The following is a 17,559-nucleotide window of genomic DNA, read 5'->3' on the forward strand; positions in this document are numbered from 1 at the left end:
CTTAAGGTCAAGCGACTTTCTTTTGTTGTGTCATTAGCGAAACAACGATCAAAACGAGGAATCCCAACGGTATCGTGATGATGCCCGGTTGGCTGAATGGCATGGGCGCCAAACTCGCCGAAATTCCGTAGACTTTCGAGTAGGTGTCACCGCTCAACAAAATCCATCCTAAAGAGCTGACCATACCAACGGTAACTGCTGCGATGATTCCTTGGCGTGTCGTTGGCTTCCAGAACAACATCATCACCAGCGATGGCAGATTCGCAGATGCGGCAACGCTAAACGCCCATCCGACGAGATAGTTGACGTTCATTTCCTTGAACAGTATCCCGAGCACAATTGCAAAAATTCCAACCACGGCAGCCGCGACTTTAGCGACACGGACCTTCTTTTCATCTGAAAGATGCATTCCAAAGTAGCCGGTCAGCAAATCGTGCGTGACCGCTCCACTGGATGCAAGAATCAGGCCGCTCACCGTGCCTAACACGGTGGTGAAGGCGATTGCCGATATGATCGCGAACAGCAACTCGGACATGCTGCGTGCGAGCAATGGGGCCGCCATGTTCGAATCGGTCACGTCCAACGCTCCGCTGGTCATCGCACCCAACCCAAGGTAGAGCGTGAGGATATAAAAGAAACCGATCGTTCCGATTCCCACGATGGTACTCTTCCGAGCGCTAGCCTCGTCTTTGACCGTATAATAACGAATCAGGATATGCGGCAGCGACGCCGTGCCGCCAAACAGTGCCAACATCAGGGATAAAAAGTTGAGTTTATCCGAGAACTTTTCCGAACGGATGCCGCTGAAGACCGGGTGCTCGCCAGGTCGTAACACTTGATTGCCATCTGCAGTTCGGGGAGAGTAGATACTGACGCTAGAACCGTCTTCGTCGGTGAACTTCGTTTCTGACCACAACACGACCTTGCTTTTCTGCAGCGTCCTAAAAAATTCGAAAGGCCCAAGAGGCCCTGTTTCCTGTGCTCCGTCAGGAAGTTCCGCTAAAAAACCGACGGGATGCAGTTCCGCTTCACCCGCCTTCGTTCCCTTCACTTTGCCATTGACCAATACCGTGCCGTCGGCCTTTGTGACCAGCGTTTGCGATTCCGCCAAAGTGACTTTCCCCTCCGATTCTGAGATCGCAAAAACCATCGGCGAGTCGCCTCGTTGTATTCGAACAAACGGTTGTTCAGCCCAGACGCCGTCTTGCTCGATGATCGTAGCCTCTTCAAAACCCGGTCTCTGGCGCAGTTCGCTGCGCCAATCTCCTTCTGAAAGATTGTTGATCGTAGTGAACTGGTAGCCGTCGTTTCCTCCTTGCCGAGTTTCAAACCCACGAGCCAGCAGCATCATGGTCAAAACAGCTGCAAAGAAGACTAACAGAAAGCCTTTTAAGAACTGAACATAGGTTGTCGACACCATGCCTGCGGTTACAACAATCATCACGACAGTCAAGCCGACGATGACGACGCCAGCCCAATGGGGGAAACCTAACAAAGGGCGGATCAGAGCTCCTGCGCCTACCATTTGCGGGATCAAGTAAAAGACGCTGACAGCCAGGGTACTGATTCCGGCCACCAGCTTGATGCCTGGTGAGCTAAAGTTCGCGTCCAACGCATCGGCGAAAGTGTATTTTCCGAGTCGCTTCATCGGTTCGGCAACGATAAACAACGCTACGATCCAACCAGCTAAATAGCCGATCGAGTAGAGGAAGCCGTCGTAACCGTAGAAAGCAATCATGCCACAGATGCCCAAGAACGATGCGGCTGAAAGATAGTCGCCAGCGAATGCCACTCCGTTTACAAACCAGGGAATTTGACCGTGGGCTGCAAAGTATCCTTGAGCTGACTTTGCACGACGTCCAAAATAAAAGCTGATTCCCAAAGTAATCGCAACGAACAGCGCAAAGACGGCGATGGCTAACCAAGAGGCTTCGTAAATCACGATTGCACCTCTTTCTGGTGATCAGCAGAACGGATCGGCTGGCCAGTCGCGTCATTGCTAGCTTGGCACGTCAAACCGTAGATCATGGCGAGCACGAAAGCTATCACTATCAAAGCAAAGCCGTAGCTGATCGATAAATTAATGCCTAGTACGGGCTGGGTCTCCATCAACGTGGGGGAAAACGTATTGATCAGGACAAACCCTAGATATAACACGCAGTAAATTGTAAAGAGGACGAGACCAACGCCAAAATTACGGCTCATAAAAACGGTTCTTGCTACAGTTTCGTTGTTCAACAGGACCGCATTGTTATACACAACTTTGCTAGCTTCGTTGGTGTGCGCAGCAATCGTCGAAAATTTCTGACCAGTTCAAAGGCCAGACGCTGTGGCCGCACTGAGCCCTTGCGGGGGCCGCGGCGACTTTAGCGGTCGGGCGATCTCTTCCTTTCCTAACGTTTAATCGCTCGAAAATTGCAGCACTATGGCCGGTTGCACCATGCAGGGTAGTCCGACTGCTGCTGGGACGCCGATGACTTCTGAAGCATCTAGCGCAGTTATAACTGCTGTGACGGATTGCTAGCAAAAAACGAGTCAAGTTTGCCTTCGGGCGGGCGATAGGGAAGTCGCAATATGAACGTGGAATTCAAGATCCATCGTGCTTTGAACGATTCAGGGAATACAAAGAAACGGCTGCGAAAGCATCTTGCTGCAATAGTTGGTGCTGCGGTCGTTATTAGTGGATGCAAGTCGCCCGTCCAGCGGTTCGAAGCATGGCGGGATAGTAGCGACACTTCTTACTATCAGAACTTTGTAGCGCAGATCGAATATCCAGAAGTTCAGTCGTGTCCCAATCCAGGCTTGGATTCGACGCCGCTACCGCTGTCAGTCCAAAATCCAGCCGAACTACCCGTCTGGGATATGCGGCTTGAAGACGTACTGGCTTCAGCGCTTCAAAGCAGTCAGATCTTTCGTGATTTGGGCGGGTCGATCGTCCAAGGTGGATTTGCGCTGCCAACTGTTTACGACCCGGCAGTCACCGACACCAATCCGCAAGGCGGCGTTGAAGCAGCATTGTCTGCATTCGATGCGCAGGTTTCCACGCAATTGTTCTGGCAAAAGAACAATCAGCCTAACAACCAATTCTTCGCGGGATTGTTCCCACCTGCAACGCAGCAGACGACAGGGAACTACATTTCGACGTTGAGCAAGACGACCGCGACCGGTGCGACGTACTCTTTAACCAGCAACATCGCCTACGATCGAAATAACATTCCTTCTCGATTGTTTCAAAGTGCATTTGTGGGCTTCATCGAAGCTGGCATGCGTCAACCTTTGATGCAAGGCGCTGGCACAACATACAATCGAATCGCTGGACCAGGCAACGTCGTAGGCCAATATAACGGGGTCTTGATAGCAAGAATCAACTCCGACGTCTCGCTGGCCGATTTCGAACGCGGAACAATTAATTTGATCCGAGACGTCGAAACTGCGTATTGGGAGTTGTACTACGCTTATCGCAATTTAGATGCGCAATTACTGGGACGCGAAAGCTCTTTAAGAACGTGGCAACGTATCAACGAATTGCAAAAGGTTGGAGCTCGCGGTGGCGAAGCAGATGCTGAAGCTCAAGCTCGTTCGCAGTACTATCTGTTCGAAACACAAGTTACGGAAGCTCTTACCGGAGCGAATGGGCTGTATGCATCGGAACAGCGGCTTCGCTACATGATGGGCGTTCCGCCGACAGACGGGCGACTGATTAAGCCGATCGATAAACCGATATTGGCTGAAGTTGACTTTGATTGGTACAGTGCGATCGGAGATGCTCTAGTGCATCGCGTTGAAATTCGCCGGCAAAAATGGCTGATCAAGCGACGCGAGTTGGAATTGCTGGCATCGCGATTGAATCGCCGCGCAAGGCTCGATGTGGTAACAGCCTATCGTTGGCGAGGTTTAGGCGATCACCTAATCGGTTCGCGTAATCCGGACAATCAGTTTGAGAGTTTGGCCCAAAATATTACAGAAGGCAATTTCCAAGAGTGGCAAGCCGGTCTGGAATGGCAGTACAACATCGGGCTACGGCGAGCAAGTGCGGCCCAACAGAACGCTCAACTGAATCTAGCGCGGGAGGTCAGCGTGCTCCGCGAAGTTGAGCTAAGAATTATTCATGATTTGAGTAGTGCGTCGCGAAGTATCTCCAGGTCTTACGTTCAAGTCCAGAATAACTACAACCGCGTGGCTGCGGACGAGCGTCAAGTGGAAGTTCTCAATGAACGCTACAGAAATGGTCGCGACAACATTAACTTCTTGTTGCAAGCCCAACAACAGCTTTCATCCAGTACAGCCGCTTACCATCGCGCTCTTGCGGACTATACGCTTGCTATTCGCGATTTCCATCTTCAGAAGGGTTCGCTGTTGGCCTATAACCAAATTCAACTTGCTGAAGTCGGCTATTCGCCCGCGGCTTACCGCGATGCTTATCAACGCGGAAGGCATTTTACACCACGAGACGCGGGCGCGACTGTTAAAGTCTCCCCCGATTCGGTCTCCGATGGTGGTTATAACCCGGGAATGGTTGGAAATTACCAAACGCTGCCCGCTCCAAACTACCAGCAAGATGCATTGCCAATCGTTGATCCTGTAGCCCCAGCACTTTCCGATTCGTCCAGCAGCAGCGAAGAAGTAGAAGCGCTTGATGCAGCTGTCAACGGAAGCGGTGAAGAATAGTCGAGTTCGATGCGGCAAACGCCGATAACAGGTGGACACCCCAAAGGCAGACGGCGAGTAGTGGTTCTTTGAACTGCTACTCGCTTATGCTTTTGTTAGGCTGGAAGTTGAGCCGGATCTGTGCTCGCCATTTCTATTCAGGCCGCTTTAATCGAACGGCTTTGTTGCGACCAGCTGATCCAGTCAGTAACTTCAGCTCGGTCTGGAGCTTCGGCACCGCGAAGCAGTCTTTGTCCGGCCTTACTGGATACATAGCTCGTCGAGCTTGCTAGCAACGAATCTATTTGTTGCGTCGCAAGTTGATCTGCCGTGCGAACATTGCAGGCCACTAAAATCTGTGCGTCATGGCCACGCAAGTTGGGAACGGTGCAGACCATTCGCGCTTGATCTTGCCAGTCAATGATGGTTTGTTCATCGAATCGCTTGTCGTCAAGCTGGGCAGCGATCCTCTGCGGGTTGCACTCGAGTAGATCGCGGACCGTTAGTATTCCCAAAGGTGCAAGTCGCTCGGCCATACGAGGGCCGATGCTAGGAGCGTCAACAACGGGGCTATCTAGTTCCAGGTAGAAGCGGAGGCCACGTTGCGATGTTCGCGTGGTCGTTTGAACCACACTCCTCGTTGCCGCAGGGCGATTTGTCGCTGGCCGAGTCGTTGTTGTACGTTCGACGCGGACAAAACCTGGGTTGGCGGCCGAATTAGAAGACCGTTGTGATTCCAAACTTCTATCGGTACGGCTACTGGCAACGCGTTCGTTCAAGATACGTTCGCGTGGCTCACGCACAGTCTCGGGCCGAGTGCTTGGACGTACGCCACGGTCAACTCGCCGTCGTTCTCCGCGGACTCGATCTGAGAATCTTGGTCCGTAGTCGCTAGAATTTGAGGATTCGTAGGAGCGGGGCGATCGGAGCGAGCGGCGTTCGACATCGCGATAGCGTGGCTCACGAACAGTGTTCTCGGAAGGTTGGCTACTTCGCTGTACTGAACGTCGTGCGGAGGCAATCCAAGTCGTAATCCGCGACAGTTCGTAACTGGTACCGCTTCGTAGAATCGCTTGGCCGTGGTCCGTACCAAGGAAGCTTTCTACCCGTTGCAGCAGTTGAGCTGGTCGCATATCGGCTAACATCGACGGTTTGTCGATACCACAGCCCACAAGTACCCGCGCATCAAAGGCCCGTAGCTGAGGAACGCAGCACATCAAAAGTGCTTCACGTTGTCGTGAGCGGACCTCGGATGCACCGAAATCGACAACACGCAATGAATCGGCGATCCAATTTGCATCGGTTTCAATAAACTGACCGACAGTTAAAATGCCAAGCTTTCGAAGACGTTCGGCGATAACATTGCTTACTCCTGGAGCATCTTCAACGCGACTGGTTTCCGACAAGAAAAACTGTGGATGCAGTTTAACGGTAGGAGCGGCTGTTTCTACAATCTTAGGTTCTGTGTGATAATAACGATTCACAACGACGGGGCGTTCGCTGGCCGCATATCGCAGTTCGGCTTCTGCAGCCAATTCACGATTGATGTCGATCGTCGAATAGTTTGGGGCAGCCGTGTATTGAACATAGCTTGGAGCTTGATAAGCAACCGCTGGCACGACTCGTTCGCGGAAGTGTTCGGTTCGGTTTGGAATGTATCGATAGTCGATTGCTCGATCAATGCTCTCTGCGACCCGGTCTGCAGTCCGCGCTTCGGTAAGGTGCGATACCCAACCTTGTTGCGCTCGAACACGTTGGGCTACTTCTTCTTCGCTGGTCAGCAACAGGACCTGCATGCCGTCACGTGCAAATTGCATAATCACGCGGACCAAGTGCTCTAACTGTTGGCCGTGAAAACCATCCAAAGCGTCGTCCAGAATTAATGGCAGGCGGCCGATGCGATGGGCAGATGCGTCAATGATGGCCATACGAATAGCCAGCTCGACAATCTGTCGCTCCGGCGCAGTCGATGGCGGAACAACGAAGTCAATCTGCGAAGCGTCTGGTCGATAGTCGCGATATACCTCGCGATAGCTTTCTGGTTTGCCGTTCTTGGAAAGACCGGTCACGTAGCTTTGATCTCGTCGGAGAGCTTCCATCGCCCAAGTTGGCAGCCCACGTAGAGCACCCGCAGAGAGCTCTCGTACAAACCGTTCGACTGAGTTAAGGAACGAGGTGTCCATGCCTTTGCGATAAGGACCGTGGCCTCGCAATTGCGATTGTATTTCAGCAAGTCGAGCACGCGTTTGCTCATAAAGCGTCCAGCTTTGCAGGACTTCATCAGCGTAAGCAAGTCGCTTCTGCAGTTCTTCTACTTCCCAAGACAGCGTGGCATCTACACGCACTTCGTTGCGAGCGCCTTGCAAATTGCCTTCGAGAGTTCGAATACTGCGATGAAGGTTGGCGATTTCGTTGCGGACCTTCAAGCGTTGTTCTTGCAACGCAATGATATTTCGTTCAAGCGCAGAATAGTTTTCTACGCCAATAGGCCCAGCGCCGGTCGCATACGTGCGAACGGAGCTTGTGTAATGGGGATCGTTTTCATCCAGTCGATCAGCATAACCAACCCATGAGCCGTAGGCATCGTTGCGAATCTGTGTCGAGCGGCGAAATGCGGAATTGGTTGCAGAACCATTTTTAAAGGTTGCGTCATCGCGCTGGATGGTAGCAAAATGGTCAAGATTGTATTTTGTATCAGCAATTTGCTTGGCAATCTCGGCTTCCTGACGTTGCATCGTCGCCAACCGACTTTGCAGTTCCGTCAGTTGTGAACGCCATTGTTGAACGACTGGACGAGCTTCGTTAGTCGAGAAGGCAACATGGCTTGGTTCGCGTTCGTTGCGAGCCAGTTCCGGGTGCGCGTGTAATTCTTCTAGTCGACTTGCCAAACGTCGACGCTCCGCCGTCCACCAAGCTTGGTCGCGATCGTCGACTCGCAAGTGGTGTAAGCGTTCTTGAAGGCGTCGCTCTTCAGCGCGAAGACGGCGGTAAGTCTCGTCGTCTTCTAAATCGAAACGAATCGCAATACCGAGCTCACGAGCCGCTGCCCACAAACGTTCAGGCAGAGTCTCTCCCAATCGTCCGCAGAAGACCGCATCAAAGGTCTCACCGCCAATTCGATGCCAGGGTTGTTCGGAAGGTCGAAAGGTATCGGATGCATTCGCACTCAAAGCATCATGCCGAGCACTCCAGTGATACGCTCCATTGAAGCGGTAATCATTAACATCAACTGGATCGGAGGTCGAGATAACTCGGCTGTTACCATTGGCATCGGCCCACTGTAAGGAACCAACAAATTCGTCGGTGGTTCGATAGTCGGTCCCAGAGCGATCACGATTTCGACTGTACAGAAGCTGGCGGATGAATTTGGCAATTGTGGACTTGCCGGCGCCGCGCGCACCATAAACCGCATTTAAACCTGCGACGAATGGTCCTAAGTGAATTCGGTGTAAGTTACCTTTTGGGTCAATATCAATACTTACGACTCGCATCGTTCTTGCCTCCTTGCCAAACCATTTGTCTTCAATGACTTTCACCGCCCTGATCATTTCTGGGCGGAGCCTATGCGGGATGAATATGAGTACATTACCCCAGAGGCGCAGTTTGGGTAAAGAGCGAAATATCAGTCATCTACGAAAGACAACCAGTTTTCTTACGTTCACACTTGAACAGATCGGTAAATGCTATTTCCACAGCAAGAATCGTTTTGCATGCATTCTGCCAAGCCATTTAAAAAGTGGCTTACGCACACCTGTCCAACTGGCTTTGGGTGATTCCAATCGACACGTCTGGAGTCTACGATTGAAGGTACATCTCTGGGTAGTTCGAACAATTTCGCTTCTTGAGGACGATTATTTTATGATGCTCGCTCGACGTTTTTCAATGAACTTTTGCAAATCCGCAACGCTGCTTCTGAGCGTTTCACTTTCTTCTCTTGCACTTGCACAGGAAGCAGATAACAAGGATCTATCCTCCGGTGAAAATGGAAATTTCGTAATTGGACCCGAATACGAACTCCAAGCTGACTTGACGGACAAAGGTAATCCTAAAGGCAAGCAATTCGAATTTACGATGCCATTAGCGGACAGCAAAATCTTCCGTGGTGATGACAAAACATTGGATCCTACGAAGGACGTTCGGACCGAACGCGCTATTACTGTCTATGTTCCAGCGAGTTATGTGGATGGTACAAAGGCACCGATCTTGGTAATGCACGATGGTCCCAGCAATCTGAACCTAGTTCGCAACGCTCTCGACAATTTGACAATATCGAAAGACGCTGAGCGTCAGTTGCCGGCCTTCATCGCCATCGCGGTACAGAATGGTGGCAATGATGGCAAAGGAAGCCAGCGCGGACTGGAGTATGACACGATGTCCGATCGACTCGCTCGTTTCATTAACGACGAAGTCCTTCCCGCAGTACTGAACAATTCAGAAATCAAAGCTGCGTATCCAAATATTGCCTTCACCGAAGATCCTTGGGGTAAAGCCGTGATGGGCTGCAGTTCTGGTGGAGCAGCAGCACTCAGCATGGGCTGGTTTCGCCCCGATCTTTTCCGCCGACTGATTACTTACTCCGGGACGTTTGTCGACCAACAAGACGACGATGCACCTGAGGAAGCCGATTATCCGCTGGGAGCATGGGAGTATCACTCGAGCATGAAACTAATTGAAAATTCCGAGAAGAAGCCACTGCGGATTTTTACGCATGTGTCCGAAAATGACTTGCGAGCGAAAGATCCTGAAGAAACCTATCACAACTGGGTTATGGCGAACAATCGCACCGCCGAAGCTCTCAAAGCAAAGGGCTACGATTATCGATACGTCTTCAGCAAAGCAACGCGGCACTGTGATGGCAAGGTATTTCAAGCAACGTTAGCTGATACCTTGGTCTGGATGTGGAAAGACTACAAACCAGAATAAGCACCCGAGCAGACGGCCGCTATACCTTCTCGGGGTCTTGCCATGCCTGAGGTTCGAAATGACGCGTATACGTTCCATAGTCGTGGAACGCATACCACTTGGCCAGTCGGTACGCCCACGATTGTTCAGGAATTTCGGTTCCCGGCACGTATTGAGATCGTCGTGGCGAAATTGCTGCAAGTTCGTTCATGACCGTTTGACGCTGAGTCGTATCTTTGGCGCCATGCTTTTCTGCTAGCTTCATGAGGATGTCCGGTCGCTCTAGCACAACGCAGCCGCGAGTTTGGCTGGCTACTGTCTCGCGAAAGTCGCGTAGGAATTCGCTTTCGTTGAAGACATCCTTCATGGCACGTTGGTCGTGAATCGATTCTGTCGCCAGCTGAATAATCGGGCATGGCTCGATATGTCCGCCCGGTCCGACGTGGTGAGTAAAACCTGTCACAGCCGGGCAAAGGGCGCGACCTTGACCATCATGGTAAGCATCGACCACGACGATCGGCTTTTTCACGCGGGTTTCGACGACGAATCGCCGCACACGCGATAGTTCTTCGGTGCTCAATGCAAGTTCAGGCGAAGATTCTGGCCCAACAACACGATAGACGTGAAACCAACAATACATTGCACCCATTTCTATCAAGCGATCTACCCAGCGGTCGTTCAGTAGATCGTCAATGTTGCTTTTGCAGACACTGGTGCACACGCCTGTCATGAGTTTGTTGTTCAGGCAGTTCTGCAGGCCCTCCATGGTCTTGCTGAGCACATTCATTTTTCCGCGTCGTGTGTCGCTAACGATTTCGCTACCTTCGACACTGACTAGCGGCGTAACATTGCCCATTTTGCGAAGTCGTTTGGCAACTTCGTCGGTGATAAAATGACCGTTGGTGAAGACTTGAAAGTAAGCATCTGGGTGCGATTCCAGAATGTCGAGCAAGTCTTTGTGCATAAAGGGTTCGCCGCCCAAGATGCCGAAGAACGCGTTGCCCATCGCTTTGGCTTCGTTGATCAAGCGATTGGCCGCATCCAATTCGATGCGAGTTTGCTTTCCAGCGACGTCGACCCAGCACCCTTGGCAACGCAAGTTGCAACTGTTGATGATCGATAGGTACAAAAACGGAGGAAAAAACTGGCCCGTGCGGAGCCGTTTCTTGTGTTTTTGAACGCTGCGCAGCCCGCGAAAGCCGGCGGAATATGCGAGCTTCCAGAGAAGCCTTTTGTCGGTCTCGAGAAGCAGTCGCTTGGCGAATCGCAAATACATTAAGGACGCTCGATAAGTCATCGAATTTCGGGGCGGAGACACTATTAATGGTAAGGCCAACGGAAAGCCAGGGGAAGAGGCTACGTCGGGGGGAACGGCCTTTGTTGCTCGAGTGAGGCAGTTTGCGGTAAGATGCTGCTTGGTGTTCCAGGTATTCACTCAAATAGGCATTTATGAAGCGCGTAGTGTTGGCAATGAGCGGCGGGGTCGATTCGTCCGTTGCTGCGCACTTGCTGCAGGAACAGGGCTACGACATCATTGGCGTTTTCATGCGGCACGGGGAGGAATCCTCGGTCGCTTGCCAGTTGGATTTAGACGAACGGCCGCATCTTCGCAGCCTGCCAGTCGTCCAGGGGCGTAGCGACCACAAGCAAGGTTGCTGCAGCGCGACCGACGCCATGGATGCTCGCCGAGTCGCAGATCGGTTGAATATTCCGTTTTTTGCACTCGATATGCAGGCCGATTTCCGCCGAATTGTCGACTATTTCGTGGACGAATACCGCGCTGGTCGGACTCCGAATCCCTGCGTGCAGTGCAATAATTGGATCAAGTTTGGAGCGTTGTTCGACTACGCCGACGCTGTCGACGCTGAATTTGTCGCGACGGGGCACTATGCCCAGCTGTTGCCCGTCGAAGACGATCCGGAGTCGCCGCTGGGGCTTTTCCGCGGCATCGATCATCGCAAGGACCAATCTTACGTGCTGGCCGGGATTGATCGAAAATTCCTGTCAAGAATGCTGCTGCCGGTCGGTGGCTTTGAGAAGACTCGCATTCGAGAGCTTGCGGCTCGCGTTGGAATGAACGTCGCGGACAAGAAGGATAGCCAAGAAATCTGCTTCGTCACCAGCGGGCACCATGGCGAATTTGTCCGCAATCGAATTGCGGGAGCGTCCAATCAACCTAAGGGAATAATTGTCACCACCGACGGTCGGCAAGTCGGTATGCACGACGGTATCGAGAACTTTACGATCGGTCAACGCAAAGGGCTCGGCGTTGCGATGTTGGAACCCTATTTCGTCGTCCAGCTAAACCGCGAAGCGAATCGCGTCGTGATCGGCACGCGGGCAGAGCTTGCTCGGTCGACGCTGCAGGCCAAGGACTGCAACTGGTTGACTGACAAAAATTTGGATGATGCGAATGTAAGTGTACAAATCCGTTACAATTCGTCGTCGCACCCAGCTATGATTAAGCGAGACCAAAATCGGATGCTGGTCACGTTTCAATCGCCCGTCGACTCTGTCGCGCCTGGACAACTGGCAGTGGCCTACGAGGGCAATCGTGTGTTGGGTGGCGGCTGGATCGAGCATGCCGAATGATGCGAGATCTCGCATTGATGACAATCTAGAAAAATCGACATAAATTATGATTAACATGTTATCGCAACTTAGTTCGAACGCTTTTTTCTTGCTTGCGCAATTTGAAGAGGAGCTTGGCGGCGGAATACCTTTTGGGCAAATCATCCAGTTCGCCGCGATTGCATTCTTCGCAGTCATCGCCTTAGTCTTGATCATTGTGTTCTGGAATTTTGGTTCGCTGTGGTTCCAAGCTTGGATGTCGGCCGCTGACGTCAAGATGACCGCTTTGGTGGGCATGTATTTTCGCCAAGTCCGTTCGCAAGTCATCGTTGCGGCCAAGATTATGGCTGCACAATCTGGCTTGAGCATCGAACGCCCGCATGGCATAACAACGGAACGCCTTGAAGCGCACTACTTGGCGGGCGGAAACGTGATGAATGTAATTACCGCCATCATTGCGGCGCATCGCGCCGGGATCGACCTGGACTTTGATCGAGCTGCAGCCATCGATTTGGCGGGCCGCGATGTGCTCGATGCAGTCAAAACAAGTGTGCATCCCAAAGTTATCGATTGCCCAGATCCTTACCATTCGGCTAATCGAACTTTGTCGGCAATCGCACGCGATGGAGTTGAGCTTAAGGTTACCGCACGCGTAACGGTTCGAACGAATTTGGATCAGCTAATCGGTGGTGCAACGGAGGAAACGGTAATTGCTCGTGTGGGCGAAAGCATGATCAGTGCAATTGGATCGGCAACGGACCACACAGAGGTGCTTGAAAAACCGAACTTGATCGCTGAAAAGGTTTTGAAGCGTGGGCTGGACAACCAAACTGCGTTTCGGATCGTATCGATAGACATTGCGAATATCGAAGTTGGGCAAAACATTGGAGCTCGACTGCGTGCTGACCAAGCCGAAGCGGATACACGCATGGCACAAGCACAAGCCGAACGCCGTCGAGCAGAAGCGATCGCGACCGAGCAGGAAATGAAGGCTAAGGTTGCGGAGAACAGAGCGGCTTTGGTGTTGGCGGAAGCGGAAGTGCCCAAAGCGCTTGCGACGGCCTTCAAAGACAGCACGTTCCAGTTTTCCGACTCCTAGCGTGCACTGCATGCAACTCAAATCGACTATGGAAAGGTCTATGCGAACTCAATTTTATTGTCGATTTCTGCTTGCAATTTGCGGACTTTGCAGCACGGCAGGTCTCGCTCCGGCGCAAAGCCTCGTAGGGCAAGGCGCGTTGGAATCAACAGCCTCGATGGAATTGATGCAAGCGGAAGAAGACGCGCTGCAAGCGGCCGCTGACCGGGTACAGGACTGCGTTGTACAGATCGAAACGTTCGGCGGACTGCAAATGGTTGCCAACGAAACGGTCTCGGAAGGGCCTTCTTCAGGAACAGTCGTGGATAGTGACGGCTGGATCATTACCAGTCTCTTTCAGTTTCGGAATGATCCTGCATCTATCACTGTGGTGCTTGCCGATGGTCAACGTAAAGCCGCTCGGGTTGTCGCTCGCGATCACAACCGCGAGCTTGCGTTGTTGAAGGTTGAAGTCGACCAGCCATTGCCGATTGCGGTGCCGGTGTCACGCAGCAAAATGGTCACGGGCCAGTGGACGATAGCACTTGGTAAAACATTCGATCCGCAAGTCGCTTCGAGATCGGTTGGCATCCTGAGCGCGGTCCGCAGGATTTGGGATAAAGCGATTCAAACGGACGCTAAAGTTTCGCCATTGAACTACGGCGGTCCACTGGTCAATCTTTATGGTGAGACGCTCGGGATTCTTGCTCCTATCGATCCGGGGATCGCGACCGAAGGTGAAGTCCAGCAATGGTATGATTCAGGCGTAGGTTTTGCGATTCCGTTAGAGGATATCTTGCAACGCCTTCCAATTCTCAAAACAGGACAAGATATCCATGCCGGATTGCTTGGTTTCCGACCAGAGAGTCGCGACGATTTTTCCAAGGACGTCGTCGTCGCAGGTGTAATTCCTGGTACTCCGCTGGCTGCCGCTGGATTCCGCAAAGGAGACCGGTTAAAACAAATCAATGGCCAAGAGATCAAGTTCGTGAACCAGCTGCGTCACTTGATGGGGCCTTTTGATGCTGGGCAAACAATTAAACTTACGGTAGAGCGTGACGGCGAGCTGATTTCCCGGGAGTGTGAGTTGGTCAAAGAGTTGCCGGTCTATAGCAACCCATTTATCGGTTTGCTCCTCGCTAAAGACTCGGAAGATGCTCCGGTGCACGTGTTGGCCGTCGAACAAGGCGGACCTGCTGAAAAAGCCGGGATCAAGCCTGGCGATGCGCTTCTGGCGTTTGGCGAAACGAAGCTCGAAACGGTTGACGACTTTAGTTCAAAACTGACGTTTTCCGATTATCGACAACCGGTAACGTTAAGCGTGCGATCAGAAGGCGGCGATTCTCGCGACGTAACGGTTCCTCTCGAAAAATGGCCTGAATCCAGTGAGTTGCAAGTCGTCGTGTTGCAAGAATTGTTGAAGAAAGAGGCCATTAAAGACCAGCAAGCGAGCGAAACGGAATTGCGCGAAGCGGGATTGGTGGATCTTCCCTTTGCTGATGTGCCTAACAAAGTTTTTGCCTACGTGCCAGACGGCGACAAGAAACAGCCAGTCGGGTTATTCTTGGTTGCTGCCGAACCAGGTGTTGAACTTGACCGGAAGAAAATCGTTGATGCATGGCAGACTTTTTGTCGTGAACAAGATTATATTTTGTGTGTGGTCTCATCCGCGGCTCCACAAGCCTGGTCGATGGAAGAGCTTGAAGTTTTTGACCGAGCGTTGGCACATTTACGCGATCACTATACGCTTGATTCGCGACGCCTTGTCGTTGGTGGATTCAACTCAGGTGGCACGATTGCTTTGGTCGAAGCCTTCGAGAATCTCAAAGACTTCCGCGCACTATACTTTGGGCACGACCGAGGTCCAAGTCGAATGCGGATGCCGGCTGCTGAACCTCAACTCGCGATTGACTTCCTGTTTGGGGAACTGAATAAGTCGGTCGAGGCAGTACAAGCAAATGCGCAGAAACGAGGCTATCGAGTTGAGTCGCTCGGAGCCAAGTGCTCGCTGTCAGACGGCCCCAGCAACACGGCTGGAAAACAGCTACGCGACTTTCTCGCAACGCTTGCGTGGTGGTAAGTTTTTGCTGACGCTGGTGAATCGCGTTTTAGTACGTCGCCATAAGTAGTCCAACATGGACAAAACGCCTTCGTCGGCTGGCCGATATTGATGCGCAACTTTAAGTAGTTCTTGAGATTTCGCCGAAAAACCATGTTTGGCAGTCAATCGAGCTTCTGACAGCAAGATCCGGCGAATTGCGGCTTTGACGATATTTGGCGATATTCCTAAGCTGACTAATGTCGCAAAATCGACTTCATGCCAGCGCTCCGCGGGATCGCTCTCTCCGCGAAGTCTACATTGATGTGAATGCTGAACTGCAAGGGTTGATAATGTTTGCTGGATGATGCGAGCTGGCGAGACGTTCTGCAGGTCACGTCGATACTTTAAAACAACACTCGGACAGTTGCCCAGCTCATGTTCTTCTGAAATCCGTAACCACAGGTCATAGTCTTCTGCTAGAGGGAAATGCGAACGATAAGGACCTGAAAACTTGGCAAGTACACTTCGACGCACCATAACTGCCGAATGCGCAATACAGTTGCTGTGCAGCAAAGCTTGCTTCGTCTCTGATGGCGATGAAGATGGCTGTTGAACTTTCCAGACGTTATCATCGACGTCAATCGTTTCATAGCCACCACCAATCATGGCTAGGTTCGGATGAATTGCGAACCAATCGAGTTGCTGAGCAAATCGATCGGGGCTAGCAAGGTCATCAGAGTCCAGCCTTGCGATGAATTCAGTATGACTTCGGCGCACTCCTTCGTTTAGTGCTGGAACGATTCCCTGGTGCTCGAGTGCGACGAGTTGAACACGTGCGTCGAGATGCGAAATCGATTTTACAATTTCTCTTGAGCAGTCGGATGATCCGTCATCAATACAAAGCAACTCCCAATTCTCAAACGTTTGGCTGCGGACAGAGTCAATTGCTAATCGCAGATATTGGGCACCGTTGAATACGGGCATCAGTACACTTATTTTTGGGCTCATGCCGCTCTCGTTTGTACTGGAGGTCGCACGAGGTTTTCAACTTGGGAGCAAAATTCTTGCCCAAAGTCCGCCCAAGATCGAAAACGAAAGTTGCTTTTGACTCGTTCTGATTCAAGCATTAATTCGTTCTTATTGGACGACCAATGCAGTATTGCGTTGTGCCACTGGCGGAAGTCGTGGGGATCCAAATGCAACGCGAGTCCTTGACTGGCTTCGGGCATCGACGAAGTATTCGACGCAATGCACGGCTTGCCTCGACTTAAGCTTTCAACAATCGGCAATCCCCAACCTTCGTACAACGACGGATAGAGGGAGAACTCACATCGATTGTAAAGCCAGTTGAGCTGCGCATCATTGACGTGATTGAGAACAAGAATCGAATCCTTTACCAACGGATCATTTGCGATTTGACAGCGTAGATCGTTTGTGAGCCAACCGGGCGAGCCAACCAAAACCAAGCGAGGAACTTCATTGCGTCCTTCTTCAGCAAAACGACGCCAGAGTTGATAGAGTAGTTGATGGTTCTTTCGCACCTGAATCGTGCTAACGCTAATTACGAAAGCGTTATCATCGAGCGAAGTGGGAAGTCCCGGCGGGACATTTTCGATAGGAGTTGGCGTTTCTGAACCAAGATAGATGACTTGGCTTTTGCCTGCTGAAATACCTCGCGCGGTCGCAAAATTCTCAAAATCATTTTGGGTCGACTTCGAAATACATACCGGCAATGCGCTGTAGCGAGCGACCAATTCGGCAAACCGTGAGAAACTGTCAAGGGTTTCCTGGCTTTGAAACTGGTGGGGGAAAATAACGGGGATCATATCAGCGACGATGGCGACAAGCTTGAGCCCTTGGTCGACTACGAGTTTTTCGAGCACTTTGTCGTCCACAGAATCCCATGTCGCGCCGCTGATTACAAACACGTCACCAGCGTTCCATTCGGGGAACTGTCGCTCTAAGCCAAACGTTTGTTTTAAGTGCGTAGATGCACTGCGCGAGGCGACGCGGATTTGACGTTCGACAAAGCGGCCCATTGCCTTCGGGAACTTAGACGGTTTGGCTCGCACACCATGGCCAGAGTCACCTGCAGAACCGTAATTGTCGAGCAAATTTTGGACACTCGATCGCGAAAACTCTTCGATCTTCTTGCCGTAGCGATTGAAGGTGCAGAATCGGACAATCGACTGGGGTAAGTCTAATGCCGCCTGCAGAACATTCGCTTCCACACGAGTCAGGCCGACTGGGGAATGGTTCCGAAGCTTCTTGACGGTGGAGGCGTCGAACCAAATTTTTGAATTTTTCATCGAAGTCTTCC

At 51.7% G+C, this 17,559-nt stretch carries 11 protein-coding genes; 5 read left to right on the plus strand and 6 right to left on the minus strand.

From position 1 onward, the window contains the following. Positions 1–7: 7 nt before the first annotated feature. Both SH451x_RS03460 and SH451x_RS03465 read right to left on the minus strand, forming a co-directional pair. Entirely contained in the window at positions 8–1,942 is a 1,935-nt protein-coding gene (locus SH451x_RS03460; protein WP_479360998.1) for a sodium/solute symporter, read from the minus strand. Continuing rightward, on the minus strand, positions 1,939–2,205 hold the full coding sequence (locus SH451x_RS03465; protein ID WP_479360999.1) for a DUF485 domain-containing protein: 267 nt from the start codon (positions 2,203–2,205) through the stop codon (positions 1,939–1,941). Before SH451x_RS03465 ends, SH451x_RS03460 begins: the two co-directional genes overlap by 4 nt. 369 nt (positions 2,206–2,574) lie before the next feature. Here SH451x_RS03465 and SH451x_RS03470 point away from each other — a divergent pair, with 369 nt between their 5' ends. After that, positions 2,575–4,668 (plus strand): TolC family protein, encoded by a 2,094-nt coding sequence (locus SH451x_RS03470; protein ID WP_479361001.1) that lies wholly within the window; start codon positions 2,575–2,577, stop codon positions 4,666–4,668. Positions 4,669–4,805: 137 nt separating this feature from the next. Here SH451x_RS03470 and SH451x_RS03475 read toward each other — a convergent pair whose 3' ends face one another. Beyond that, on the minus strand, positions 4,806–8,138 hold the full coding sequence (locus SH451x_RS03475; protein ID WP_479361002.1) for a DUF4332 domain-containing protein: 3,333 nt from the start codon (positions 8,136–8,138) through the stop codon (positions 4,806–4,808). A 391-nt stretch (positions 8,139–8,529) separates the two neighbouring features. Between SH451x_RS03475 and SH451x_RS03480 the strand changes: the two genes are divergently transcribed. Then, complete coding sequence (locus SH451x_RS03480; RefSeq protein WP_479362874.1) at positions 8,530–9,570, plus strand: alpha/beta hydrolase; 1,041 nt, start codon at positions 8,530–8,532, stop codon at positions 9,568–9,570. 19 nt (positions 9,571–9,589) lie between these two features. Here the strand turns inward: SH451x_RS03480 and SH451x_RS03485 are convergent, their stop codons facing one another. Then, entirely contained in the window at positions 9,590–10,825 is a 1,236-nt protein-coding gene (locus SH451x_RS03485) for a radical SAM/SPASM domain-containing protein (RefSeq protein WP_479361003.1), read from the minus strand. 173 nt (positions 10,826–10,998) lie between these two features. Here SH451x_RS03485 and mnmA point away from each other — a divergent pair, with 173 nt between their 5' ends. Genes mnmA through SH451x_RS03500 form a run of 3 tightly spaced genes read left to right on the plus strand, consistent with a single transcriptional unit; the run spans position 10,999 to position 15,278 of the window. Then, a complete protein-coding gene (gene mnmA, locus SH451x_RS03490) occupies positions 10,999–12,141 on the plus strand; it encodes a tRNA 2-thiouridine(34) synthase MnmA (protein ID WP_479361004.1) in 1,143 nt (380 codons plus the stop codon). A 46-nt stretch (positions 12,142–12,187) separates the two neighbouring features. Then, positions 12,188–13,219, plus strand: a complete 1,032-nt coding sequence (floA, locus tag SH451x_RS03495; RefSeq protein WP_479361005.1) for a flotillin-like protein FloA — start codon at positions 12,188–12,190, stop codon at positions 13,217–13,219. Between the two features lie 40 nt (positions 13,220–13,259). Next, complete coding sequence (locus SH451x_RS03500; RefSeq protein WP_479361006.1) at positions 13,260–15,278, plus strand: PDZ domain-containing protein; 2,019 nt, start codon at positions 13,260–13,262, stop codon at positions 15,276–15,278. Here the strand turns inward: SH451x_RS03500 and SH451x_RS03505 are convergent. Next, positions 15,243–16,247 (minus strand): glycosyltransferase, encoded by a 1,005-nt coding sequence (locus SH451x_RS03505; RefSeq protein WP_479361008.1) that lies wholly within the window; start codon positions 16,245–16,247, stop codon positions 15,243–15,245. The two genes, SH451x_RS03500 and SH451x_RS03505, sit on opposite strands and share 36 nt — an antisense overlap. Further along, complete coding sequence (locus SH451x_RS03510) at positions 16,244–17,548, minus strand: glycosyltransferase family 4 protein (protein ID WP_479361009.1); 1,305 nt, start codon at positions 17,546–17,548, stop codon at positions 16,244–16,246. The genes SH451x_RS03505 and SH451x_RS03510 overlap by 4 nt, the downstream gene beginning before the upstream one ends. Positions 17,549–17,559: the final 11 nt, after the last annotated feature.

This window comes from Njordella aestuarii (assembly GCF_056494165.1).

Coding starts and splice junctions, on each gene's coding strand:
- floA (WP_479361005.1), top strand. CDS start 12,188: ATGATTAACATGTTATCGCAACTTAGTTCGAACGCTTTTTTCTTGCTT.
- SH451x_RS03475 (WP_479361002.1), bottom strand. CDS start 8,138: ATGCGAGTCGTAAGTATTGATATTGACCCAAAAGGTAACTTACACCGA.
- SH451x_RS03470 (WP_479361001.1), top strand. CDS start 2,575: ATGAACGTGGAATTCAAGATCCATCGTGCTTTGAACGATTCAGGGAAT.
- SH451x_RS03480 (WP_479362874.1), top strand. CDS start 8,530: ATGAACTTTTGCAAATCCGCAACGCTGCTTCTGAGCGTTTCACTTTCT.
- SH451x_RS03510 (WP_479361009.1), bottom strand. CDS start 17,548: ATGAAAAATTCAAAAATTTGGTTCGACGCCTCCACCGTCAAGAAGCTT.
- SH451x_RS03465 (WP_479360999.1), bottom strand. CDS start 2,205: ATGAGCCGTAATTTTGGCGTTGGTCTCGTCCTCTTTACAATTTACTGC.
- SH451x_RS03505 (WP_479361008.1), bottom strand. CDS start 16,247: ATGAGCCCAAAAATAAGTGTACTGATGCCCGTATTCAACGGTGCCCAA.
- mnmA (WP_479361004.1), top strand. CDS start 10,999: ATGAAGCGCGTAGTGTTGGCAATGAGCGGCGGGGTCGATTCGTCCGTT.
- SH451x_RS03500 (WP_479361006.1), top strand. CDS start 13,260: ATGCGAACTCAATTTTATTGTCGATTTCTGCTTGCAATTTGCGGACTT.
- SH451x_RS03485 (WP_479361003.1), bottom strand. CDS start 10,825: ATGTATTTGCGATTCGCCAAGCGACTGCTTCTCGAGACCGACAAAAGG.